The following is a 22795-nucleotide window of genomic DNA, read 5'->3' as shown; positions in this document are numbered from 1 at the left end:
AAAATTTGGTGCCTGGCTACAGGGCGGTTCACAAGTTCGTGAGCTGTGGCTTTTGGGTCGTTCGGTTCTGGGGGCCAATGGTCTCGCAGCCACTAGATATATGGTAGTTCTGGCTCCTTCGATATGACAGCGATGTGGCCATTCTGGTCGAATGAGAAAGCCAGGTGACATTTTTGCCCGCACGACCGGACACTGGTCATGTCGGTAGAATAGACGTTCCAGGATTCAACGCGAGTTTTCTTGAGTGTGACCCCGTACATTTTTTGGATGTGACTCACAACGACCGCTTCACTGTCACCAGCGTGAACGCCGAGTATGGGTTTGCTTGTATTATCGTCCATGAATATGTATTGGATGGTCGTAATGGCGTTGAAATAGACGATATATTCCAAGCCATCAGGACAGATGTAGGCTGCGTCTGTAAGATCGTCAGATTCGGTTTTGCAAACATCACGAAGTTCTGTTTCGGACACCTTGGCGTCGAGTGGAAACATACCAAAGGCATTTAGAAGTTCCGGCACGCCTGCCCGGACCGGCAGGGCAGTCAAGACGCCGGCAGCGATCACAATTCCAATAAACCTTTTCATGAGCCCCCCTTTGTTACAGGTGAAGGCTAGACCGATCAGCTGCCGACAGCAAGCTCGACATTTAAGGCCTTGGCATGCTGCGGCGGCAAAGCGCGATCATCTCAATTATTCAGGTCAAGAAGACAAAAAGGCTTTTGCCACAGAATAAGGCACGGATCGCCGCTCTGCGGCAACGCGGATAGGAAAGATTTTCATCCACAGATAAGCCAGATAAGCACAGATAGTGCTTCGCGCTTGAAAATCGCCTCCGGTGGTAAGATTTGCCCATATAATCTGTGCTTATCTGGCTTATCTGTGGATGCTACTTTTCTCCACTTCCCGGCATGCTCAGCGCTACCTACCGCACACCAAAGGCGCCCCTGCTATCCGTGCCGCCGCGTAACGGCGATCCGTGCCTTATCCGTGGCAAAAGCCTTCTTGACCTCACTCACCCACGCGGCTTGCGGACGAAATCGAGAAACACCGGTTTGCAGTCGCCCAGGCCCTTGGTCTCGTAACGCGTCGTAATGTGGTCCGCCGGCGGGTTGTTCCAATCGGCCTGGCTCTGTGCCGGCCAGTCGAAATCAGCATCGTCGAGAAATCGCTGCAAACCCCAATCGGCATAGTCCGCCCAGTCGGTGGCGAAGCGCGCCTTGCCCCCGACTTTCAAGACACGCGCGAAGGCAGCGACAGTCTCGGGCTGCAGGAAACGCCGCTTGTGATGGCGCGCCTTGGGCCACGGATCGGCGAACAATAGAAAAATGCGGCCAAGCGCACCGTCCGGCAGTTTATCCAGCAAGGGCCGGGCATCGCCGGCGAGGATCAGCACATTGTCAAGACCGGCCTCTTCCATATGGCGCAGGACCGATCCGACGCCATTCAGGAACGGCTCGCAGCCGATAAAGGTCACATCGGGATGCAAGGCCGCCTGAGCCGCCAGATGCTCACCACCGCCAAAGCCGATTTCCAGCCAGATCTCGCGGCCCGAAGCCAACAAGGGCTGGACACGTTCGTCAGTGACCTCGACCTTGGGCAGAAGCGTATCGAACAGGGTCGCCTGTTGCGGCTTGAGCTTGCGCGACTTGATCCGCCCGAACGAGCGCATCGGCCCCCAGGACGGCGGCAGGGCCCTGTCGTCTTGACTATCCTCGGGCATCAGAATTCGGCGCGCAGGGCGCTGATCAGGTCGGTTTTTTCCCACGAGAAGCCGCCTTCGGCGTCCGGCGTCCGCCCGAAATGGCCATAGGCCGTCGTGCGCTCATAGATCGGACGGTTGAGGCCAAGATGCATGCGGATGGCGCGCGGCGTCAATCCGCCTATCAGTTCCGGCAGGACCCGCTCCAGCTTCTCCTCATCGACCTCGGACGTGCCGTGGGTGTTGACATAGAAGGACAGCGGCTTCGACACGCCGATGGCATAGGACACCTGAAGCGTACAGCGCTTGGCGAGGCCGGCGGCAACGACATTCTTGGCCAGGTAGCGCAGAGCATAAGCCGCCGAACGATCGACCTTGGTCGGATCCTTACCGGAGAAGGCGCCGCCACCATGGGGCGCCGCGCCGCCGTAGGTGTCGACGATGATCTTGCGGCCGGTCAGGCCGGCGTCGCCGTCAGGGCCGCCGATGACGAAATTGCCCGTCGGATTGACCAGCCATTCGGTGTCGTCCGCTACCATGCCGCCCGGCAGGACCTCCAGGGCCAACGGCTTGATAATGGCTTCGACGTCTTTCGGCGTCAGGCCGTCCTTGTGCTGATGCGATACCAGGATCTTGAGAATCTTGGCCGGCTTGCCGTTTTCGTATTGCACGGTGACCTGGCTCTTGGCGTCGGGCTCCAGGCTGTGTTCGCCGGCATGACGGGCCTGGGCCAGGCGGTGCAGGATATTGTGCGACCATTGCAAAGGCGCCGAGGTCAGCTCCGCCGTCTCGTCCGTGGCATAGCCGAACATGATGCCCTGGTCGCCGGCGCCCTCGTCCTTGTTGTGGCCGGCGTCGACGCCCTGGGCGATATCGGCCGATTGGGCGTGCAGATAGCAGGCATAGTCGGCCGTCGCCCAGTGAAAGCCTTTTTGTGCATAGCCGATCGTCTTGACCGCGGCGCGGACCTTGTCTTCCAAACCGTTGATGATGTCGCTGATCTCATTGTCGCTGGCGCGGACTTCGCCGGCCAGGACGATGCGGTTGGTCGTCACCAGGGTTTCGCACGCCACCCGCGCTTCCGGATCGCGCGACAAAAAGGCGTCGACGACGACATCGGAGATCCGGTCGGCCACCTTGTCGGGATGGCCTTCGGAGACGCTTTCGGAGGTGAAGATGTAGGACGGGCGCATGGGCACGGAACTTTCTTTCGCGAATGTTCCATAACCATATAAAGATATGTTTATATGAGCAAGGGGATAATCGTCATGCCGCCCCTTCTTTCGCCGAAAACGCAAGTAAAAAGCCCCGTCGCAAGACGAGGCTTTTCCACAATCACATTTGCGTAACCGAATGCACAAATCTTCGGAAACTACGAATCGTCATCGTCCGCCAGGGCTCGCACCAGTTCCAGGATACGGCGGCGGTGCTTGGCGTTCTTGATACGCGGGAAAGCTTCGGCCAATTCTATGCCCTCGGTCGTCATCAAGAATCCATGGACGAATTGCTCGGATTCCGACTCGCTGAAACCCTCGACGGCTTCATTTTCGCCATAGCCTTCAAAGAAGTAGGTGACGGGCGCTTTCAGGGCTTTTGCGATTTCGTACAGTTTCGAAGCGCTGATACGGTTCGACCCGCGCTCGTATTTCTGAACCTGCTGGAAGGTAAGATCTATAGCCTCGGCCAGAGCCTCCTGGCTCATGCCGAGAAATTTACGGCGCATCCTGACACGCGCGCCGACGTGCAAATCCACCGGGTTGGGGCCACGGTCTGCTTTGTCAGTTTCGTCCAACTTAACCTCTTACGCAATACATACATACGTCTACAAAAAGAACGCATGTCTTAATTATACGGATGGCTCAACGAGACAGATCCATCCGCGGTGGTTTATTTTTAAGCATAAGTAAACACGTGTCGGCCATCATGACAATCAACCCAAGCAAGGCGATGAACACCTCCGCCATGCTACGTTGTGAGGCGTAGGGCGGCGGCGCCAGGGACGCGACAAGATCGACGTCCAGAACGCCCCTTTGATTCAGGCCCAGCTCTTCACCGGGCACGACACGGCCCAAAGGATCGATCATCACGGATATCCCGGTCGGGGTCGACCTGATCATCGGCAAGCCTTCCTCGATGGCGCGGTAACTGGCTAAATTAAGGTGCTGAAGGGGCCCCGTGGTCGGGCCGAACCAGGCGTCATTGGAGATGTTGACGATCCATTTCGGCCGAAATATGTCCGTCTGGGAGGTGTAATGCCGCCCATCCAGACTGGGGAAAATCCCCTCATAGCAAATGAGCGGAAGGAACCTCGGCACCGTACCGAAGCTGACCGGTTTGGTGCGTTCGCCGGGCGTGAAGCTGTCGTCGAAATGGGTCAGGGCCTTCATGCCCAGCGGGTTCAAAATATCCTGGTAGGGCGTGAATTCGCCGAAGGGCACCAGCTTGAATTTGCTGTACGAGCCAACCGCATTGAATGCCTTGCCATCCTGGCGCCAGGCCATCATCGCATTGCGCCAAACCAAACGGCCCTTGGGTGTGACCTCCTGTTTGGTCGTGCCCATGATCAGCATCTGCTTGTCGTGCAGCAGCGATCGCATATCGGCCGCCGGCCAGCCGTCCATGACGTCCTCGATCGGGAACGGCAAGGCGCCTTCGGGCCAGATAATCAGGTCCGGCACCTTATGTCCGGGCTTGGGCGGCTCTTTGCTGAGATGGATATAGCTCATGAACAGGGTTTCGAAATTGCCCAGGGTCCATTTCGCCGCCTGGCCGATATTGGGCTGGACGATGCGAACGATATAGCCGGTCCTGCCTATGGACGTGGTGTTGAGCCGCACCTGGCCCAGTGTAAAACAACCGGCCAAAACCAGCACGCTCCAGATGACCGGCGCATAGCCGCCGACACCCCGGCCGCGGCGGGCGACACCGATGCTGCAAAACGTCGCCACGGTAATAAAGCTCAGACCATAGACGCCGACATAGGCGGCCATTTGCGACATGGCCCCGCCGGCGCGCCAGGTCGACCCAGCCGGATCCCACGGAAAGCCCGACATGATCGTGCCGCGTGTCAACTCCAGCAGGCAGAACAGGCAGGCAAAAAACAGGAACCGCTTCATGCCCTGCGGCGCGAAACGGAGATAGAGTACGGCGAACAGGCCCCAGAACAGGCCCATGCCGCTGGGCAGGAGCGTCGCGGCGAACGGCGCCATCCAGCCATAGGTGTCGGCATCGACCAGGAAGGCTTCGGCGATCCAGAAACAGCCGACGAAGAAATAGCTGAAACCAGCCAGCCAACCCATGAAGAAAGCCGTGCGCTTTTTATTGGGCCCCAGGTCCCGTTCCAGCGCCCACAGCAACAGGCCATAGCCCAGAAGACCCGGCAAAATACCGAACGGCGGTTGCGCCAACCCGATCAGCAGGCCGGACAGGGCCGCCAGCAGGCGCGGGCGCGCCGGCAGGTCGAGCCATTTGAGCCAGTTCCGGAAAGCCTCAATCATCGGCCGCCGTCAGGTCGGCGGGCGTTGTCTCTTCGGTGGCGGATGTGCGCCGGTGCAGGCGCAAACGCTTGATGCGGCGGGAATCGGCGTCCAGCACCTCGATATCGAAACCGGCGGCAGCATAGGGCACGACCTCGCCGCGCTGCGGCACGCGCCCGGCCAGGACGGCGACCAAACCGGCCAGGGTGTCGATTTCTTCCTCGGTGTCCTCCGGGAACAGGCTGACGCCCAGCTTTTCTTCCAGATCGGTCAGTTCCACCCGGCCGTCGACCTCGATCTGACCGTTGTCGAGCAGACGGATTTCCTCTTCGGAGGCCTCGTCATATTCGTCGTCGATATTGCCGACCACGGCCTCGATCAGGTCTTCGAGCGTGACCAGGCCGTCGGTGCCGCCGAATTCGTCGATGACCAGGGCCATGTGGATGCGCTGAGCCTGCATGCGCAGCATCAGGTCCGAGGTCGTCATCGATGACGGCACATACAACAACTCACGGCGCAGGCGATGCAGGACAGGTTCGGCCCAGTTGGGTCCCGTCCGGCCCGGTTCCGGACTCAGCAGCTTCAAGATGTCCTTGATGTGGACGACGCCGACCGGATCATCGAGTGTCTCGCGGAAGATCGGCAGGCGCGAATGTTCGGACTCGACGCAGATGCGCACGACATCGGCCAGGGTGCTCGACAACTCGATGGCGACGATATCGACCCGTGGCGTCATGACATCGGCAACACTCAGGGTCTGGAAGGCGCGCGCATGGTCGATCAGTTCATTGGCCGGGCTTTTTTCGTCGGCGGCGATGGCGGCGGCTTCGGCTTGACCTTGCGCCTTTGTCTTGAAGCCCAGCATGGACAGGAACGATTTTCGCTCTTCAGGTTCAGGCATCGTTGTGCCCGTAAGGGTCGGCGACACCGAGCTTACTCAATATGTCGCGTTCGAGGTTTTCCATTACCGTGGCCTCATCGTCGTGGAGATGGTCATAGCCCAATAAATGCAGAGCGCCATGGATACTGAGGTGCATAACGTGATTTTTCAAGCTCTTGTTCTGCTCTTTCGCTTCGCGCACGCAGGTTTGAAGCCCCAGCGCCATATCGCCGAGGTGATTGAGCACGCCCTTGATGCGCATCGACTTGGGCGCCGGGAAGCTCAGGACGTTGGTGGCGTTGTCCTTGTTGCGGTATTCCTTGTTGAGCGCGCGCATTTCGGCGTCATCGCACAAGAGGACCACGACATCAGCCTGTTCCTTGAGATTGGCGGTTTTGAGCGCGGCGACAACGCCGGTTTCGACCACGTCGCGGACATCGGGCAGGACGTCGAGCCAGCCTTCTTCCTCGACTTCGATATCAATCAAAGGATCCATCAGACGTCCGTCTTAAATTCATTATCGTAGGCACGAACAATCCGTGCCACCAGTTCGTGGCGCACGATATCCTCAGCCGTCAGTTCCGCCGTGCCGACGCCCTTGAGCTTGCCCAATAAACGCACGGCATGAATCAGGCCGCAGTCGGCGCGGTTTGGCAAATCGATCTGCGACGGATCGCCGGTAACGACCATTTTCGAGCCTTCGCCGAGACGCGTCAGGATCATCTTCATCTGCATCTTGGTCGTGTTCTGCGCCTCGTCGATAATGACATAGGCGTAGGACAGGGTACGGCCGCGCATATAGGCCAGCGGCGCGACCTCGATTTCCTTGGTCTCGCGCTTTTTCGCCAGGACCTGGGCGCCGAGAATGTCGTCCAAAGCCCCCCAGATCGGCGTTAGATAGGGATCGATCTTTTCATTGAGATCACCCGGCAGGAAGCCCAGCCGTTCGCCGGCTTCGACCGCCGGACGGGTAATAATCAGCTTGTCGACCTTGCGCGACAGCAACAACGACACACCATGGGCGACGGCCAGGAAGGTCTTGCCGGAACCTGCAGGACCCAAGGCAAAGACCAGGTCTTTTTCCGCCAGCTCCGCCAGATAGGCAGCCTGACCGGCGGTCTTGGCGGCAACGGCGCCACGGCGGCCCATGACGATGGTATTGCGTTGGTCGACCGGCGCCGCGGCAGCGCGCGATTCCGTCGTGCTTTCGGGGTGGTCAATGATCTGGCGGACATCCTTTTCAGTAATGTCGATGCCCTGGTCGTACAGATCGGCCAGAGCGATAATAACCGCCTTGGCCTTTTGCCGCGCGCGGGCGTCGCCGGAGACGATCAAACCGCCGCCGGGCATTTCGACCAGCACCTTGAACGCGCCCTCGATCATGGCGAGGTAGCGTTCGGAAGGTCCGACAACGGCCAGAACGCAATCTTCGTTCAGGCTGATAAAATCGTCTTTAACAGGGGCCATCAGGCGGAGACCATCACAAGTTCGCCCTGCAGGCTGTTATTGCCCAAGGCAACGATCCGCACACTGACGATTTGACCGATCAGGTGCGCGGCGTCCTCAACGAACACCGATTGCAGCCACGGCGAACGGCCGATCGCCTGTTGGTTATAGCGGCCGGGCTTCTCGAACAGGACGGGGATGGTTTGACCCACCAATTGCTGCTTAAAGGCCTGCTGTTGCTCGATGATCAAAGCGTTTAAACGTTGCAGCCGGTCATTGGCGACGGCTTCTTCGACCTGGTTCGGCATAACGGCGGCCGGCGTACCGGGGCGCGGCGAATATTTGAACGTGAAGGCCGAGGCGTAGCCGACGTGGCGGACCAGGTCGAGCGTGTCTTCGAAATCCTTGTCGGTCTCGCCCGGGAAGCCGACGATGAAATCACCGGACAGGGCCAGGTCCGGCCGTGCCGCCTTGATGCGGGCGACCAGGTCGTAATAGCTTTGGCGCGTATGTTTGCGGTTCATGGCGCGCAGGATCTTGTCCGAGCCCGACTGCACCGGCAGGTGGAGATAGGGCATGACGGCCGGCAGATCGCGGTGGGCGTCGATCAGGTCGTCGCCCATATCGTTGGGGTGCGAGGTCGTGTAGCGCAGGCGGTCGATGCCGTCGATCTCGGCCAGGGCGTACATCAGTTTCGCCAGGCTCGACGGTGTGCCGTCGCTGCCGGCGCCATTATAGGCGTTGACGTTTTGCCCCAGCAGGGTCAGTTCGCGCACGCCCTTGGCAGCCAGGGCCCGGGCTTCGTCGACAATGGCGGCAACCGGGCGCGACCATTCGGCGCCGCGGGTATAGGGCACAACGCAGAAGGTGCAGAACTTGTCGCAGCCTTCCTGGACGGTGAGGAAGGCGGTCGGGCCGGTGACGGTACGTTCGCTGGTCAGGGCGTCGAACTTGGCTTCGGGTGCGAAGTCGGCGGCCAGGCGTTCGCCCTTGGAGCGGTGGGTGCGGGCGATCAGTTCCGGCAGCTGGTGATAGGCTTGCGGGCCGATGACCAGGTCGACGGCCGGGGCACGGTGCATGATTTCGGCGCCTTCGGCCTGGGCGACGCAGCCGGCGATGGCGATGGTCATGCGGCCTTCGCCGCGTGCGGTCTTTTCGTCGCGCAGTTCTTTCAGCCGGCCGATTTCAGAATAGACCTTTTCGGAGGCCTTTTCGCGGATATGGCAGGTATTGAGCAGGACGAGATCGGCGCCGTCGGCGTGGTCGGAGACTTCATAGCCAAGCGGACGCAGGAGATCGACCATGCGTTCGCTGTCATAGACGTTCATCTGACAGCCGTAGGTTTTGATATGCAGCTTCTTGAGAGGGGCGTTCATCCGCGCCTTATGATCGTTTATCGAGGAAAATTCAAGGGAAAGAGCAGGGGACGCAGTCCCCTGCTCCCCATAAGTCGTTCGAGAAAATAACTAAGCCGGGCCCGAAGGGGGTCCGGCTTAGTTATTTATTCAAATGGTTTCGGGGTGCAGGGGCCCGAGGCCCCTGCCCTTTTACTTGTCTTCTTCCAATGGCACACCATAAAGTTCCAGCTTATGCCCGACCAGCTTGTAACCCAGCTTGGCCGCCAGCGCTTCCTTCATCACCTCGATCTCCTGATCGAAGAATTCCACCACCTGGCCGGTCTTGATATTGATGAGGTGATCGTGGTGATCCTCACCCGCCTGCTCATAACGCGAACGGCCGTCACCGAAATCATGACGTTCCACCACGCCGGCCTCTTCGAACAGCCGCACCGTCCGGTAAACCGTCGCCAGCGAGATATTGGGATCGACCGCCGCCGCACGATGATACAGCTCCTCGACATCCGGATGGTCTTCGGCCGCCGACAAAACCCGCGCCACGACCCGGCGCTGATCCGTCATCCGCATGCCTTTTTCAATGCACTGTTGTTCGATGCGATCCATGCCAGGCTCCGGATTTTGCGATTAATTCGCAGTCAATGCCCGCAAATCTAAGGTGTTGCGGGCTACAACGCAAGCCTGAGAATATGGGCATCCACAGGGGGCGAATCCTTGCGGCTGTAATAGGCCTTGCGCCGGCCGGTCTTCTTGAAGCCGCATGCCTCATAAAGCTTGATCGCGTGGATATTGTCGGTAGCGACTTCGAGAAACAGCGACTCCGCCCCCTCGCCGCGCAGGCTGCCGATGACCTGGTTAAGCAACAGACGCGCCAAACCCTTGTTCTGATAGTCCGGATCGGTCGCAATAGTGAGAATCTCACCCTCGCCAGCCACCACCGCCATCACCACGAAACTGACGATCTCGCCGTCATGCTCGAAGACATAGGTGCGATGATGCGGCTTGATGAGCAGATCGGCGAACACGCCCTCGCTCCAGCCATAGTCGAAACAGCGCGTATGGATGTCTTCCAACTGTTTCGAAGGCGCATCGAGCCGGCGGATCGTGGTCATGCTGCCCCCAGCGTAATGATGCCCTTGGTCGAGGCAATGGCATCGGCGTCACGCATATAGAGCGGCGTCAGATCGTCGTGGCCGGCCTGCAAAGCCAAACCCGCCAAGGCCTTCAACGACGGCCACGGTTGGGCCACGATCTCTATGCCGGCAAAGCGATCCTTGATCAAGTCGACGGCCGGACCGGTCAGAACATCGATATCGTGCGCTTCGGTAAAGGCTTCGAGATCGGCAAAGGCCAGGGTCCGCGGCGACTCGGCACGATATTGGACATAGAGATTGCCGCGGCCGCCATGAATCACGCTCAACGGCCTGCGGCCAACCAAATCGGGATGCGCGTTCAGAGCCTCCAGCGTGCCGGCGCCTTTCAGCGCCAGACCCAGCCCCGACGCCATGCCCTTGGCAAAGGCCAGACCGACGCGCAAACCGGTGAACGATCCCGGCCCCAGGGTGACACCGATATGGTTGAGGTCGCGTGGCGTCAGTTCGACTTCGCGGAACAGTTCGGCGACCAGGACGCCGATACGCTCGGCATGGCCGCGATCCATCGGATCGACGGCTTCGATGACGCTCTCGCCGTTACGGAAAAGTCCCGCGCAACAGGCCGCAAGCGACGTATCGATGACCAAGGTCAGCGCCATTCCTTACAGCACGGCCTCGATCGACTTCACTTCCGGCACATAGTGTTTCATCAGGGATTCGACACCCTGGCGCAGGGTCGCCGATGACGACGGACACCCCGAACAGGCGCCGCGCATATGCAGGTACAGCGTGCCGGACTCCAAATCGAAACGGTCGAATTCGATATCGCCGCCATCCTGAGCCACCGCCGGACGCACGCGCGTCTCCAGCAAATCCTTGATCTCGGCGACGATCTGACCCAGCTCGCCTTCGTAGACGATATCGCTGGCAACGGCTTCTTCACGCAGGATGGGTTGGCCCGAGGTATAAAAATCCATGACGGCCGCCAGGATCGGCGCCTTCAACTGCGCCCAGATCAGGCTCGATTCCGGGTCGCGGCGCACGGTGAGGAAATCGCCGCCGAAATAGACCGCCGACACACCGTCGATCGCGAACAGGCTTTCGGCCAAAGGCGAGGCCTTGGCTTCGCTCGCATCGGCAAACTGACGCGATCCCTTGCCCAGGACATCGCGGCCGGGCAGGAATTTGATGACGTCCGGATTGGGCGTGGCTTCGGTCTGGATAAACATGGCGGGTACTCTTGTATAAACCTAAGGCGTAAATGGGCCTAAAAAGGTTCAAAGGCAAGGGGCCTCAGGCCCCTTGACCCCGTAACTAGAGCTTCGCCACCCACTCACGCAGCACGGCATTGACGATCGTCAGCTTGGCAAAGCTCCAGCCGCCCGTCTCCATATCCGTCATCATCTGCTGCAAGGGCTGGATCAGGGCGGCGTTTTCCGCCTCCCAGTTCTGGATGATTTCCAGCGGCGTTTCCGTCACCGCCATCTTGCTCATCATCGCCCGCACCACCGACTTCTGTTCGGTCAATACGTCCTCGATCAGACGCCGTGTCGCCATGCGGTCCCACGGATCGGCGCTCGACAACGCGCCGGCGCCTTCGCGCAGTCCGTCGAAACCGAAACGCTCGCCCGTCAGGAAATAGAGTTCCGCTGTCTTGTCCAAAGGCTTCTTGCCGGCCAGGTCGATAATGTCGGCCGACTGGTGCATCTCGGTCAGAACCGTAATGCGGCGCGCCAGGTCTTCCGGCGCGCCCTGCCCCACCAGGGCCTCGACCCGCGCGGCAATGCGTGCCTGGGTCGGGGCATTGGCGGCCGTATCGCCCAGGGCCAGCAAGGCCGCAACACCGTCACTATAGGGCTTGATGCGCGACTGCAAATCGCCGCCGGTTTGCGAGAAGCGCCGGGCGATCCAGTAGGTCTGGTGCCGGACGAACGCCGCCAGGTCATTATATAGCGCCGTCTGAGCCGCCGCCGGGATACGGTTGTCAAGGCCGTTGACCTCCGCCCACAAGGCCTTGATACCGAACAGCTGCCGCGTCGCTTCGAACGCCAGGACGAAGCCGGTCGTGTCGACGCCGGCCGCCTTGGTGACCCGCGCCGCGAAACTGGGGCCCGTCATATTGACGATGTCGTTGCTCAGCACCGTGGCGATGATTTCACGATGCAGGCGGTGCTTGGCAATCGCGTCGGTAAAGCTGTGCAAGGCATCGGGGAAATAGGTGATCGCCACCGGCATGAAGCCGGCATCGTCCGGCGCTTGGCCTGCCACGATATCGTCGAACAGCACGATCTTGGCATAGGCGGTGATGACGGCCAGTTCCGGGCGGAACAGGCCCCGGCCCTGCATCTTGCGCGCTTCCAGGCCTGAGTTCGCTGGCAGGCCCTCGACCTTGCGATCGAGACGCCCGCGCTTTTCCAGCCCCGACATAAAGGCCTGCTGGGCGCTGTTGTCGTCGGCCGAATGGGCTTCCTGCAAGGACAGGCAAAGCGTCTGATCGTAATTGTGCTTCAACACATGGCGCGACACGTCGTCCGTCATGCTGGCCAACAAGGCGTCGCGGTTCTTCGGATCGAGCTTGCCCGAGGCCATCAATTGCCCCAGCAGGATCTTGATATTGACCTCATGGTCGGAACAATCGACGCCGGCGGAATTGTCGATGGCGTCGGTATTGAGATGGACGCCGGCATCGGCACAGGCGATACGGCCGGCCTGGGTCAGGCCGAGATTGGCGCCTTCGCCGATGACCTGGGCGCGGACCTCGTTACCATCGATACGGATGGCGTCATTGGCCTTGTCGCCGACATCGAGATGCGATTGCGACGGCGCCTTGATATAGGTGCCGATGCCGCCAAAATAGAGCAGTTCGACGGGCGCCTTCAGAATGGCCTGCATCAGCTCGAACGGCGACAGGGCGTCGGCCGTCAAATCGAGAAGGGCCTTGATCTCCGGCGACAGCGGGATCGATTTCAGGCTGCGCGGGAAGATGCCGCCACCCTGGGAGATCAGCGCCTTGTCGTAATCCTGCCATGACGACCGCGGCAAGGCGAACATGCGCTGGCGCTCGGCGAACGATTTGGCCGTGTCCGGATTGGGGTCGATAAAGATATCGCGGTGGTCGAAACACGCGACCAGCTTGGTTTTCTGCGACAACAGCATGCCGTTGCCGAACACGTCACCCGACATGTCGCCGACGCCGGCGACGGTAAAGTCTTCCGTCTGGATGTTCTTGCCGAGCTCGCGGAAGTGGCGCTTGACGGCTTCCCAGGCGCCCTTGGCCGTGATGCCCATGGCCTTGTGGTCGTAACCGACGCTGCCGCCCGAAGCGAAGGCGTCACCCAGCCAAAAGCCGTAATCGGCCGAAACGCTGTTGGCGATGTCGGAGAAGGTCGCCGTACCCTTGTCGGCCGCAACGACCAGATAAGGATCGGGGTCGTCCCACATCACCACCTGGGGCGGCGGCACGATCTTGCCGCGCGAGTCGATATTGTCGGTCAGGTCGAGCAGGCCGCTGAGGAAGGTCTTGTAGGCGCGGATGGCCTCGGTGCGCACGGCATCGGGTGATCCTCCGCGCGGCAGCATCTTCGGGAAGAAGCCGCCCTTCGATCCGACCGGGACGATGACGGCGTTCTTGACCTGCTGCGCCTTGACCAGGCCCAGGACTTCAGTGCGGAAATCCTCCTTGCGGTCGGACCAGCGCAGGCCGCCGCGGGCGACGGGCCCGAAGCGCAAATGGACGCCTTCGACATGCGGCGCCCAGATGAAGATTTCGCGATAGGGCTTGGGTTCGGGCAGGTCGGCCAGTTCGCGCGAGGCGACCTTGAACGAGATATAGTCCTTGGGCTGCTCGAGATTGGGTCCCTTGACGTCCTTCTGGAAATAGTTGGTGCGGCGCATGGCACCCAGAACCAGGTAGATCCGCCGCAGAACACGGTCGTGATCGAGGCTGGCGACCTTTTGCAACAGGGCTTCGACCTGAGCCTTGGCCTCGTCGACCAGCGGCTCGCGCTGGGCTATGCCACCGGAAACCGTGCCGTATTCGGGCGAAAATTTCAGGTTGAACAGGTGCAGCAAGGCTTCGACGACATCGGGGTTTTCACGCAACGCTGCCTGCTGGATATCGGGGCTGGGGTCCAGGCCCGATTGCACGCGGTACCGGCACAGGGCACGCAGCAATGCGACCTCGCGCCAGCTTTGCCCGGTCAGGGCCAGCGCATTGAAACCGTCGCTTTCGGTCTTGCCGTTCCAGATGGCCAGCATGGTCTGCTCGAATTCATCGCGGAAATCGGCAAAGGCGACGGCGTGACCGCGCGGCAGGCGGACGATGAACTCATGCACCCAATAACAACCGAGGTCGGGCGATTTGACGTTATAGCCGTATTCTTCCAGCGTCTTCAGGCCCATGGCGTCAAGCACGGGCAGAACGTCAGACAGCGGAATGGCGTGATCGCCGCGGGTATAGAGCTTGAACGAAAACAGGTTGGCATCGTCGCCGGATGCATAGGCGCGCAAATTGCCGGGCGAACCTTCCTCCAGACCGGCCAGATAGGCCATGTCGATGACGGCCTCCTCGGTCGAATAGCGTTCCTGGTAACCCGCCGGGAAGGCCGGGCTCCATTTGGAGATATTGAAACCAACACTGCCCGAAGGCAGGCCGGCGGCAAAACCCGGGACACTGAACAGGTCATGCGCCGTGGCGAACACCCTTTGTTGCCATGACCGCGTCATGTCCTCGATCGCGGTTTCCAGGGTCGTAATATCGGGGTCGAGGTGGTCGCCCGGGGTCACGCCGATAATATAGTGGATGCACGACAGCAGCGATTCGGTGATGTACGGGTAAGACGCGCTCACCCGACCGCCATAGGCCCTGGCCAGAATCTGGCCGGCCTGTTTCTGCATCTGCGACTGATAGATTTCGCGCGGGATATACAACATGACCGAGATGAAGCGGTCGAACGGGTCGTTGCGTGTAAACAGCCGGACGCGCGGCCGGTCGGACAGGTGCAATATGCCGCGGGCGATCCTCAGCAGGTCGTCCTCGGTCATCTGGAACAGTTCGTCGCGCGGATAGGTCTCGACGATGTTCTTCAGGCGCTTTTCATTATAGCCGCCGGACAGGCCCAAGGCCGCCGCTTCGTGCAACACGTGCTCGGCCTTCTTGCGGATCAGCGGCACTTCGAAGGCCGGCCGGTCATAGGCTTCGCTGGTGAACAGCCCGACAAACCGGACCTCGCCGGAGGGCTTGCCGTCGGCGCCGTAACGCTTGACGCCGATATAGTCCATATAGATGCGGCGGTGGACGCGCGATTTCAGATTGGCCTTGGCCACCGTCACCGGCTCGGAATTTTCGATATGGGCCATCAGCTGCTGGCTGAGAATGGCCGGCTCGCTGGAGCGGCGCAGGACCTGGCGCGTGGTGTCGCGCAGGACACCGAAGCCTTCCTGCAGCTGGCTAAGCGGTTCTTCTCTAGCATAGGCGCCGTCCGTGCTGCGCGGATAGGTGTAACCCTTGGCGCCCAGGAAGACGAAATGGTTGGCGTCGACCCAGCGCAGGAAGGCCAGGTTTTCATCGAGCACGGCCTCGGCGACGCGGCCCTTGCCTCTCAAAGCTTCCAGCGCCTCGATTTCCTGGGCCATCAGTTTCTGCATGCGCGGGAAGTCGCGCACGGCCAGCTTCAGGTCGTTGAGGCTCTCATCGATGCCGTCGAGTATGGCCTTGTGTTTGTCGGCGCCCTGGCGTTCGATGAAGATCAGCATCATCGATTCCTTGACGATGTCGCCGGTCTTGACGCGCTTGCCGTCGAAATCGCGATGGACGGTGATGACCGGGTGGAACATCGAGCGGATGGAGACGCCCTGGTCGATCAGTTCGCCCATGACGGTTTCGACAATGAAGGGCGAGTCGTTCTGGACGATTTCGATCACGTCGTAGGGCGTGGCCTGCTTGGCACGGTTGAGCAGCGGCACGATGCGACGCAGGGTCTGGATGCTGCCGGTGCGCTGGGCGCCGTAATTCCAGAAGTCGGCAATGGCGCGGTTGACGTCTTCGATCTCCAGGTCGGGCAGTTCCTCAGGCTCGAAATCCTCGAGGATCTGGGTGAGGAAAACCTTTTCCGCTTCGTCCAAGCGTAAAAAGTCCTTGGCCCCGATGGCGGAGACGAACCCCTTGGTCAGGCTTTCGCGCGACGAGATGCGGTGATCGGAGGTCGGGGTGATGTCGTCCATGGGGTATTCCCTGCTTTTCGAGGCCAGAGCGATTCAACGCTTCTTATAGTGCCGGTTTGTGATCATGATTATGACGGAAACTCTTTAACAAATGCTCGCGGCCAAGTCAGTATAAAGTTGCATAAGATACGACATAGCTTGGCACCACACGAAAAAGCCGCCCATCCATAACGGACGGGCGGCTCAGGCGCATGACGCCCTTCATGGGGAAAAGTGCGGCATGCGTCGGAAGGCCTCAATAAGGGCCGCCGGAGACAATTCCGTGAGGTCTCATCCCCGGCGTTGGGCCGCGAGAGAGACGCAGCTCAATGGCGGCGGTTTTACACCTTCGCGGGAGTCGCCACCAGAGCGGAGGCATCACACTTGTGTGACGCGACACCCCGTCGGCTAAGCTTTTGTTAAGCATAAATCTTTGAATTAAAACGAACTTTATTCAATAATATTTTAGACTTGCACGATATGGTGAAGACATGATTCAGCCTGTTCTCGTCCTTATTGCCTGGTCGATGGTTATGCTTGTTTGGCTTTATGCCCGGCGGCTGCCCGAACTGGTGCGCTATGCGGTCAGCGAATCCAGGCTGTCCACCGGCGAGGCTGTTCGCCGCCTGCCACCGCAGGTGCAATGGCCGGCCGACAATTACAACAATCTGATGGAACAGCCGACCCTGTTCTATGCCCTGTGTCTCGGCATCTATCTCAGCGGCCTGCAAAGCCCGGATCTCGAATATCTCGCCTGGCTGTATGTGGCGCTGCGTGTCGTCCATTCGCTGGTTCAGGCGACCAGCAATATCGCCGTAATCCGCTTCTGCCTGTTTATCGCCAGTTCAGGCGTATTGGGCTTGCTGTGCATCTGCGCGATGCAGCTGGCGTTCAATTTCTAAAGCCGGCAGGCTTGGCTGGCTTTAGAGGTTGGTCCACAGATTACGCAGATTGCGCAGATTTTTCAGAGCTTTAACTGCGCCATGGGTTTGTGCCGAAGCTGCATCAGGTCGACCACGGATAAGGCACGGATAAAAAGGGGATAAGCACGGATACAGCTCGCTGAGCTTTCTGCGCCCGAAGGGCAATCGGCTCCACATGCCATTCCGGTCGCTGACGCGCTTCGCGCAAACGATGTGCGACCCTGAAATCCGTGTCTATCCGTGACCGCGCAGCGGCATCCGTGCCTTCATCCGTGGTCAAGCTTGCAGCCGTCGAGCCGCCACGAAGCTCAGCCCATAAGGCACTGAAAAAATCTGCGCAATCTGCGTAATCTGCGGACAAACTTCCTTGGCTTACCGCGGCAGCTACTCCGCCACGTCGTCACTCTTCTCCGCATATGCCCTTTTCCTATGACAAGGAAACTTGACACACGCACCCACGTATGTAAAGTTTCCTTGTCATTTTACGTCAGGCTGCAGGCTGGCAAAGCGCCGGTTCCATCTATGGTCTGGCGAAGTTTCATTGAGGGGATAAGTCATATGATGCATCTGAAAACTATACTGGCCTTGGCTATCGGAGGCGTGACCGTGGTGAGCGGCGGGTTCTTCCTGTCGCAGCAGGGCGCCGGATTGCAGGCCCTGTCGCACTTGACCGACTATCCGCTGGCCGTGCTGCTGTTTTTGGCCAGTGTGGCCGCCATCACGCTTTTGCTGACATCTCAAGACTGGGGTCGCCTCGACGAAGCCCAGCGCGAAGCACGCAAATGGGCGTCTTTATGGGGCGGAGGCGTCGGCATGTGCCTGGTTATGCCCTTGGCTATGATCGCACTCTTCGCCCGGTCAGGTGGGATGTTCGGCCCTCTAAGCGGCGAGCTCGGATTTTTCGCCGGCATCACAACGACCCTGGTGTGTGTCGGCGTGTGCTCGATGGCCGCCGAGCGTTGGTGGTGGCGGAAATAGACCGAGAAGGGGCAGGCCTTCTTCGTGTACCCTTGGTTTGGCGCATCTCGAAGGATCAGGGAGATTGTGTTAAGGCGCAAGACCCACGGAATAGTGATCCATCAGTTTCCAAAACCAGTTCTGGTCCAGATCCTTAATCGTATTGCGGACGGAGATGGAGGCCGAAGCCCGGTCAAACACCGCGTAGCAAAGTTCGTTGTCGTCGTGGCGCGACCGGTAAACGATACCATCCGCTTGGCACGGGTGAGCATGGAGAGCCTGGGACCAGCGCTGAGGCAGGTCGTAGGGCAGTCCACCATGCGTAACCTCGGCTGTGGCCCCCAAAATGGCAAGACCGGGCCCAGTCAGTTCGATAAGGGACAACGACGCCGTTACGCGGATCTTGACGTAAGCTTTCGCCACCAGGATTTTCGCGTCGATCAAATTCAGCCCCGGCCGTCGCAAGAATGTCTCCGCAAACGCGCCCTTGGTTGTCTTGGCGGCATAAAGCGTGCCGAATGAAGCATCGGGCGCGTTCAATCGGCCGGCCGTGCTTCGATCAAAATAGATTGGATCAAATGCAGCCGTGTAGAACCGGTGCAGTATGGTGCCCTCGGGAAGGGTGAGAAGCGCCGGTTGTCTGCTCTCCAGGTTCGCCGGTGGAAACGGGCGGCTCACCCACCCTGCTCACTGAGACCGCGCGCGGCCTGGACCACCCGATCGACTTCGCCCGCCTTCAGGAGTTTAATCGGAATGGCGCCGCCCAACTGATCATTGGGCTGTGACAAGAAGCCGAGCGCCACCCAGGGATTGTCCGTCGGTAATGCGTCAAGAACGGGCTTCAAACCATCAACGACGTGTCTTTGCTCCGTAAACTGCAGAGTTGGGTACCATCTGCGGTTTCCCGGGCCGGGCACGGCCAGCAAATTGTTGTCCTGAACGCGACGGTCCACCGCCTGACGCGAGATATTGTTCAGCAGGAGGACGACATCCTTAAGTTCGAAGGCGCCGCCGGCTTCGGCAAGAATTTGCTCAGAGATACGGACACCAGCCAGTAAGGCCTTGGCCTTGGCATCTGGCTCGAATGCCTTCGGCGTAACGACCTTCACGCGTGACGTTGTCCCCGCCAATGACTCTTTCACAGCCGGTTTCCGCGCCGCTTCCTTGAAGCGCTTTAGCTTTAGACCTTTTGGAAGAACCAAGGTCTTCAAGGTCTCGGCATCGCCTGTAATCAAGTATGAAACGGCATGACGGGCCTGGCCCTTAGTCTTGTCGGGCTGGGCTTGTATTGATGGCTTCGATTGGGCGGATTGAACCATTTTGAACTCCTTGCTTCACAGAATGTGCCCATGATGCAACTTTGTCAACTTGGTTATGTTTGTCCGCGAGAAGACCCGCCGATACCCATTCGGAGCGCCGGTTTTCTTCGAATAGAGCCAGATCTACTCCGAATCTCACCAGCAGCTCGTTTTCGCGACCGACCTCGCTATACGTCTGCGCACTGCAGATGGCGTTCAATGGCTAAAGTCCGGAGACCTGGCTGGCTTTGTAAAGGTCGACCACGGATGAGGCACGGATAAACAGGGGATGAGCACGGATGCTGCTTGCTGAGCTTTCTATGCCCGAAGGGCAATCGGCTCCGCGTGCCATTCAAATCGCCGACACGCTTCGCGCAAAGCATGCGCAACCCTGAAATCCGTGCCAATCCGTGACCGCGCAGCGGCATCCGTGCCTTCATCCGTGGTCAAGCTTACTACCGTCGTAGCCGCCACGACGTTCGGCCCATGAGGCACTGAAAATCTGCTTTCCTCAGTTGGCGCCCGACGTTTTGCCGCGGCCTGGCCTGCAGCGCGCCCAGGTAAAAATCAGGTTGGTCAGCGGGAATACGCTCACAATGGCAAAGAGCAGGCCTTGTTGCGGCAGGATGACCGGGCCGCCGTGCCTCTGGTACCAGGCCACAGCCAACAGGGCGCCGACCAGGATAAGGTTGAGAAGGATGAATGTCAGGCTGGATTTCAACATGGTGTCTCCGTGCGTTTGAGCCGAATTGAGCTCGGCTGGCAGACCTAAAGTCGCATCCGCGAAAACTTTCTTACAAATTATCTTCGAATGATCGCAATGTCTGCGTCAACTCCTCAAGCTGGCGCTTCCTGGCACGCGCCAGGATCAGGCCGGCGCCGACCATGACCACCAGCATAACCAGGCTGAGGGCCGTGAACGTCACCGCAAGCCAGGGGTGGAGGGCATGCGCCCCTAAGTGCGGGGTCGGCAGCAGAATTCGCGTCACCACCGCGCTCGCTGCCGCCGCCACGGGCACGCCGATGTAAAGCCGGCGCGCCTGGGTGAGTCCGCGCCGGGCGCGTTGGATCATACGCTTCAGAAGGCTGACCGTATCGAGATCGAGCGCATCGTTGGCGCGGCAACGCACACGTTGATACCAGATCGCACCGGCCACGAAGGCGATCCACAGCGCGCTTATGATCCAGAGAATCCGGGACTGCACGGTTACGGCGCCGAAAACCAGAAGCAGGGCCGTCGCGCAAAGAATGAGGATGAGGACGCGGTTGTGCCACTGATTCACGGCCTGCAGCCGCCGCAAGTCCAGCATGAGTTGCCGGGTGTCCGGTTTGGGGGCGGATTGCCACAGCCGGGCGAAGGGATCCATGTGCGGGGGCTCACTCATAAGGCGTCTCCGAAACTCATCCGGATCAAGGTTTTGGCACGATGCAGGCGCACCGACGCGTTGCTTTCACTTATGCCGAGGATTGTCGCGATATCCTTGATCGGGATATCTTCGAGGTAAAGGCCGGCAACAGCCTTGAGGGGCTCCGGCAGATTGCGTACCGCCTCGGTCAGGCGGATCAGTTGCCGGGCGTGGTCCGCGGCCTCGTCGACGGGCGTGGAGGCGTCCGGAACGCTGTCGACCAGAGGTTCGGTCTTGCGGACAAGTGCGCGCCGCACATGGGTGACACAAATATTCTGGGTCATACGGGCGATATAGGGCTTGAGCATTGCCGGATTGTTCAGACGCGGCAAGGCCTGCCACACCGCCAGCCAGACGTCCTGCACGAGATCGTCGATCCGGTCGGGATGGCGCTCATAGACCGTCGCGATGCGGCGGACCATCCCCGCATGCTTTTCGACAATCTCTTCAAGGCTTAACACAGCGGCGGCATCCCGATCCTCTATGACTCTCAGTCGTTCAAGATCCTGCGATCTTACAGAGGAATTACAAAAATATTCCATGGCCGGGCGCCGTAAGATTCATGTCGGGGCCACGACTACAGGCCTGACGCCGATGCGGCGTTGTTGCAGAGGGACATCGATCTTGCACATATATTGGAAAACAAAACCRGCAACAAAAATAACGGGCCTGTTTGCCGCCTCCAGCCTGCTGGCTCTGGTCGCGGGCGCAGCCATGGCTGAAGACGCGGCGGGGGACTGGGTCGGCATCATCGCCGGCCAGTTTCATGTCGTCGTGCACGTGACAAAGGACGGCGCCGGCCGTTATCAGGCGACGCTTGAAAGCCCCGATCAAGGCAAGTTCGTCCTGCCGGTCGACTCGGTCGTGACCGATCCGGATCATCTGAGCTTCACCGTCGCCAAAATCAGCGCCAGCTACGCGGGACATTGGCATGTCGAGACAAAGGCCTGGGTCGGGAACTGGACGCAAGACACATCCCTGCCGCTCGTTCTGACGCGGATGACGGGCCAGCCGGCGGACCTGGCGCCGCCGAAGCGTCCGCAGGAAGACGCCATTGCCGCAGGGCCCCTGCCCTATAGCAACGAACCCGTCGCCTTCGCCAATGCCGCTGTGTCCGGCGTGACCTTGAACGGCACGTTCAGCAAGCCCGCTGGCGCGGGGCCATTCCCAACCGTGGTGCTGATTTCCGGCTCGGGCCCCAATAGCCGGGATGAAACTCTGACGGGCCACAAGGTCTTTTTGGTCCTCGCCGATTATCTCAACCGCCGGGGCATCGCCGTGCTGCGTTACGACAAACGTGGCATCGGCGCCTCGACCAGCGATTACGCAGCGGCGACGACGGCCGATTTCACCTCGGACGCCGAAGCTGCCGTGGCCTATCTGAAGACACGCGCCGACGTCGACCCAAAACATATCGGCCTGCTCGGCCATTCGGAGGGCGGGCTCATTGCCCCCGCGGTCGCCGTTACGGATCCCGCCGTCAGCTTCATCGTGCTGATGGCCGGCCCCGGGGTGCGCGGCGATGCGCTTTTTCTCAAGCAGGGCGAACGGATTGCGCGTGCCAATGGCGTCGCCGAGGCCGATATCGCCAGGGCCGGAAACCTGCGTGCCCGAGGGTTTGCTGTGATTGAGGCTTCGAGCGACGCCACCGACGCCAAGGCGAAACTCGAGGCCTTGACGGCCCCGGCGATCGCGGCCGGCCAGCTCAAGAGCGACGAAGTCGACCAGACCATCGCCCTGATCACCGGTCCGTGGATGTACTATATGCTGCGCTACGATCCGGCGCCCACCTTGCGCAAGGTGCGCGTGCCCGTGTTGGCGATCAACGGGTCGCTGGATACGCAGGTCGAGCCGGAGGAAAATCTGGCGGCTATCAAGGCTGCCCTGAAGGACGATGCCGATGTGACCATAACCGAACTTCCGGGTCTCAACCACCTGTTCCAGGACGCGAAGACCGGCTCACCCGGCGAGTACGGCGCCATCGAGGAAACCATGGCGCCGGTCGCCTTGAAAGTGATTGCCGATTGGGTGGCGGCGCATGGTTCTTAACGCAAAATA

Annotated in this window: 22 protein-coding genes; 3 read left to right on the top strand and 19 right to left on the bottom strand. The window is 60.0% G+C overall.

Annotated elements, in window-relative coordinates:
* Positions 1-92 precede the first annotated feature (92 nt).
* From AC1DX3_RS08265 to AC1DX3_RS08200, 14 genes are all read right to left on the bottom strand, one after another.
* Entirely contained in the window at positions 93-587 is a 495-nt protein-coding gene (locus tag AC1DX3_RS08265; RefSeq protein WP_476988777.1) for a hypothetical protein, read from the bottom strand.
* Between the two features lie 427 nt (positions 588-1014).
* Positions 1015-1722 carry a tRNA (guanosine(46)-N7)-methyltransferase TrmB gene (gene trmB, locus AC1DX3_RS08260; RefSeq protein WP_476988776.1) on the bottom strand — a complete coding sequence of 236 codons (708 nt, stop codon included), beginning with the start codon at positions 1720-1722 and terminating at the stop codon, positions 1015-1017.
* Complete coding sequence (gene metK, locus AC1DX3_RS08255; RefSeq protein WP_476988775.1) at positions 1722-2894, bottom strand: methionine adenosyltransferase; 1173 nt, start codon at positions 2892-2894, stop codon at positions 1722-1724. Before metK ends, trmB begins: the two co-directional genes overlap by 1 nt.
* Positions 2895-3073: 179 nt before the next feature.
* Entirely contained in the window at positions 3074-3493 is a 420-nt protein-coding gene (locus AC1DX3_RS08250) for a helix-turn-helix domain-containing protein (RefSeq protein ID WP_476988774.1), read from the bottom strand.
* Between the two features lie 67 nt (positions 3494-3560).
* The gene (gene lnt, locus AC1DX3_RS08245) at positions 3561-5198 is read right to left on the bottom strand and encodes an apolipoprotein N-acyltransferase (RefSeq protein WP_476988773.1); all 1638 of its coding nucleotides are present in this window, start codon (positions 5196-5198) and stop codon (positions 3561-3563) included.
* Positions 5191-6078 (bottom strand): hemolysin family protein, encoded by an 888-nt coding sequence (locus AC1DX3_RS08240; RefSeq protein ID WP_476988772.1) that lies wholly within the window; start codon positions 6076-6078, stop codon positions 5191-5193. The genes lnt and AC1DX3_RS08240 overlap by 8 nt, the downstream gene beginning before the upstream one ends.
* Positions 6071-6553, bottom strand: coding sequence for an rRNA maturation RNase YbeY (ybeY, locus tag AC1DX3_RS08235; protein ID WP_476988771.1), 483 nt, complete (start codon positions 6551-6553; stop codon positions 6071-6073). The genes AC1DX3_RS08240 and ybeY overlap by 8 nt, the downstream gene beginning before the upstream one ends.
* On the bottom strand, positions 6553-7524 hold the full coding sequence (locus AC1DX3_RS08230) for a PhoH family protein (RefSeq protein ID WP_476988770.1): 972 nt from the start codon (positions 7522-7524) through the stop codon (positions 6553-6555). The genes ybeY and AC1DX3_RS08230 overlap by 1 nt, the downstream gene beginning before the upstream one ends.
* Positions 7524-8879 (bottom strand): tRNA (N6-isopentenyl adenosine(37)-C2)-methylthiotransferase MiaB, encoded by a 1356-nt coding sequence (gene miaB / locus AC1DX3_RS08225; protein ID WP_476988769.1) that lies wholly within the window; start codon positions 8877-8879, stop codon positions 7524-7526. The genes AC1DX3_RS08230 and miaB overlap by 1 nt, the downstream gene beginning before the upstream one ends.
* Positions 8880-9050: 171 nt before the next feature.
* A complete protein-coding gene (locus tag AC1DX3_RS08220) occupies positions 9051-9464 on the bottom strand; it encodes a Fur family transcriptional regulator (RefSeq protein WP_476988768.1) in 414 nt (137 codons plus the stop codon).
* A 62-nt stretch (positions 9465-9526) separates the two neighbouring features.
* Positions 9527-9970: a ribosomal protein S18-alanine N-acetyltransferase gene (gene rimI, locus AC1DX3_RS08215; RefSeq protein ID WP_476988767.1), complete on the bottom strand. Its 444-nt coding sequence runs from the start codon at positions 9968-9970 to the stop codon at positions 9527-9529.
* Entirely contained in the window at positions 9967-10611 is a 645-nt protein-coding gene (tsaB, locus tag AC1DX3_RS08210; RefSeq protein WP_476988766.1) for a tRNA (adenosine(37)-N6)-threonylcarbamoyltransferase complex dimerization subunit type 1 TsaB, read from the bottom strand. The genes rimI and tsaB overlap by 4 nt, the downstream gene beginning before the upstream one ends.
* Positions 10612-10614: 3 nt before the next feature.
* Positions 10615-11181, bottom strand: coding sequence for a NifU family protein (locus AC1DX3_RS08205; protein ID WP_476988765.1), 567 nt, complete (start codon positions 11179-11181; stop codon positions 10615-10617).
* An 85-nt stretch (positions 11182-11266) separates the two neighbouring features.
* Positions 11267-16174: an NAD-glutamate dehydrogenase gene (locus AC1DX3_RS08200; protein WP_476988764.1), complete on the bottom strand. Its 4908-nt coding sequence runs from the start codon at positions 16172-16174 to the stop codon at positions 11267-11269.
* A gap of 470 nt (positions 16175-16644) precedes the next feature.
* Here AC1DX3_RS08200 and AC1DX3_RS08195 point away from each other — a divergent pair, with 470 nt between their 5' ends.
* Complete coding sequence (locus AC1DX3_RS08195) at positions 16645-17055, top strand: MAPEG family protein (RefSeq protein WP_476988763.1); 411 nt, start codon at positions 16645-16647, stop codon at positions 17053-17055.
* Positions 17056-17634: 579 nt separating this feature from the next.
* Positions 17635-18054, top strand: coding sequence for a hypothetical protein (locus tag AC1DX3_RS08190; protein WP_476988762.1), 420 nt, complete (start codon positions 17635-17637; stop codon positions 18052-18054).
* A 69-nt stretch (positions 18055-18123) separates the two neighbouring features.
* Here the strand turns inward: AC1DX3_RS08190 and AC1DX3_RS08185 are convergent, their stop codons facing one another.
* The 5 genes from AC1DX3_RS08185 to AC1DX3_RS08165 all read right to left on the bottom strand — a co-directional run bounded on the left by AC1DX3_RS08185 (position 18124) and on the right by AC1DX3_RS08165 (position 21279).
* The gene (locus AC1DX3_RS08185; RefSeq protein WP_476988761.1) at positions 18124-18711 is read right to left on the bottom strand and encodes an RES family NAD+ phosphorylase; all 588 of its coding nucleotides are present in this window, start codon (positions 18709-18711) and stop codon (positions 18124-18126) included.
* Positions 18708-19352, bottom strand: a complete 645-nt coding sequence (locus AC1DX3_RS08180; RefSeq protein WP_476988760.1) for a hypothetical protein — start codon at positions 19350-19352, stop codon at positions 18708-18710. Before AC1DX3_RS08180 ends, AC1DX3_RS08185 begins: the two co-directional genes overlap by 4 nt.
* 490 nt (positions 19353-19842) lie before the next feature.
* Complete coding sequence (locus AC1DX3_RS08175) at positions 19843-20055, bottom strand: hypothetical protein (protein WP_476988759.1); 213 nt, start codon at positions 20053-20055, stop codon at positions 19843-19845.
* Positions 20056-20125: 70 nt separating this feature from the next.
* Complete coding sequence (locus AC1DX3_RS08170) at positions 20126-20698, bottom strand: hypothetical protein (protein WP_476988758.1); 573 nt, start codon at positions 20696-20698, stop codon at positions 20126-20128.
* 14 nt (positions 20699-20712) lie between these two features.
* The gene (locus AC1DX3_RS08165) at positions 20713-21279 is read right to left on the bottom strand and encodes an RNA polymerase sigma factor (RefSeq protein WP_476988757.1); all 567 of its coding nucleotides are present in this window, start codon (positions 21277-21279) and stop codon (positions 20713-20715) included.
* Between the two features lie 172 nt (positions 21280-21451).
* Between AC1DX3_RS08165 and AC1DX3_RS08160 the strand changes: the two genes are divergently transcribed.
* Positions 21452-22786, top strand: a complete 1335-nt coding sequence (locus tag AC1DX3_RS08160) for an alpha/beta hydrolase family protein (RefSeq protein ID WP_476988756.1) — start codon at positions 21452-21454, stop codon at positions 22784-22786.
* The last annotated feature ends 9 nt before the right edge of the window (positions 22787-22795 follow it).

This window comes from Asticcacaulis sp. P2_B1 (assembly GCF_056404915.1).
The sequence above is the reverse complement of the archived record's forward strand: the minus strand, read 5'-3'. Positions and strand labels throughout refer to the sequence as shown.

Bases quoted from the DNA above. Each gene is read 5' to 3' on its own strand.
- AC1DX3_RS08265 (WP_476988777.1), bottom strand. From the start codon at position 587: ATGAAAAGGTTTATTGGAATTGTGATCGCTGCCGGCGTCTTGACTGCC.
- trmB (WP_476988776.1), bottom strand. From the start codon at position 1,722: ATGCCCGAGGATAGTCAAGACGACAGGGCCCTGCCGCCGTCCTGGGGG.
- metK (WP_476988775.1), bottom strand. From the start codon at position 2,894: ATGCGCCCGTCCTACATCTTCACCTCCGAAAGCGTCTCCGAAGGCCAT.
- lnt (WP_476988773.1), bottom strand. From the start codon at position 5,198: ATGATTGAGGCTTTCCGGAACTGGCTCAAATGGCTCGACCTGCCGGCG.
- AC1DX3_RS08240 (WP_476988772.1), bottom strand. From the start codon at position 6,078: ATGCCTGAACCTGAAGAGCGAAAATCGTTCCTGTCCATGCTGGGCTTC.
- ybeY (WP_476988771.1), bottom strand. From the start codon at position 6,553: ATGGATCCTTTGATTGATATCGAAGTCGAGGAAGAAGGCTGGCTCGAC.
- AC1DX3_RS08230 (WP_476988770.1), bottom strand. From the start codon at position 7,524: ATGGCCCCTGTTAAAGACGATTTTATCAGCCTGAACGAAGATTGCGTT.
- miaB (WP_476988769.1), bottom strand. From the start codon at position 8,879: ATGAACGCCCCTCTCAAGAAGCTGCATATCAAAACCTACGGCTGTCAG.
- AC1DX3_RS08220 (WP_476988768.1), bottom strand. From the start codon at position 9,464: ATGGATCGCATCGAACAACAGTGCATTGAAAAAGGCATGCGGATGACG.
- rimI (WP_476988767.1), bottom strand. From the start codon at position 9,970: ATGACCACGATCCGCCGGCTCGATGCGCCTTCGAAACAGTTGGAAGAC.
- tsaB (WP_476988766.1), bottom strand. From the start codon at position 10,611: ATGGCGCTGACCTTGGTCATCGATACGTCGCTTGCGGCCTGTTGCGCG.
- AC1DX3_RS08205 (WP_476988765.1), bottom strand. From the start codon at position 11,181: ATGTTTATCCAGACCGAAGCCACGCCCAATCCGGACGTCATCAAATTC.
- AC1DX3_RS08200 (WP_476988764.1), bottom strand. From the start codon at position 16,174: ATGGACGACATCACCCCGACCTCCGATCACCGCATCTCGTCGCGCGAA.
- AC1DX3_RS08195 (WP_476988763.1), top strand. From the start codon at position 16,645: ATGATTCAGCCTGTTCTCGTCCTTATTGCCTGGTCGATGGTTATGCTT.
- AC1DX3_RS08190 (WP_476988762.1), top strand. From the start codon at position 17,635: ATGATGCATCTGAAAACTATACTGGCCTTGGCTATCGGAGGCGTGACC.
- AC1DX3_RS08180 (WP_476988760.1), bottom strand. From the start codon at position 19,352: ATGGTTCAATCCGCCCAATCGAAGCCATCAATACAAGCCCAGCCCGAC.
- AC1DX3_RS08175 (WP_476988759.1), bottom strand. From the start codon at position 20,055: ATGTTGAAATCCAGCCTGACATTCATCCTTCTCAACCTTATCCTGGTC.
- AC1DX3_RS08170 (WP_476988758.1), bottom strand. From the start codon at position 20,698: ATGGATCCCTTCGCCCGGCTGTGGCAATCCGCCCCCAAACCGGACACC.
- AC1DX3_RS08165 (WP_476988757.1), bottom strand. From the start codon at position 21,279: ATGGAATATTTTTGTAATTCCTCTGTAAGATCGCAGGATCTTGAACGA.
- AC1DX3_RS08160 (WP_476988756.1), top strand. From the start codon at position 21,452: ATGGCTGAAGACGCGGCGGGGGACTGGGTCGGCATCATCGCCGGCCAG.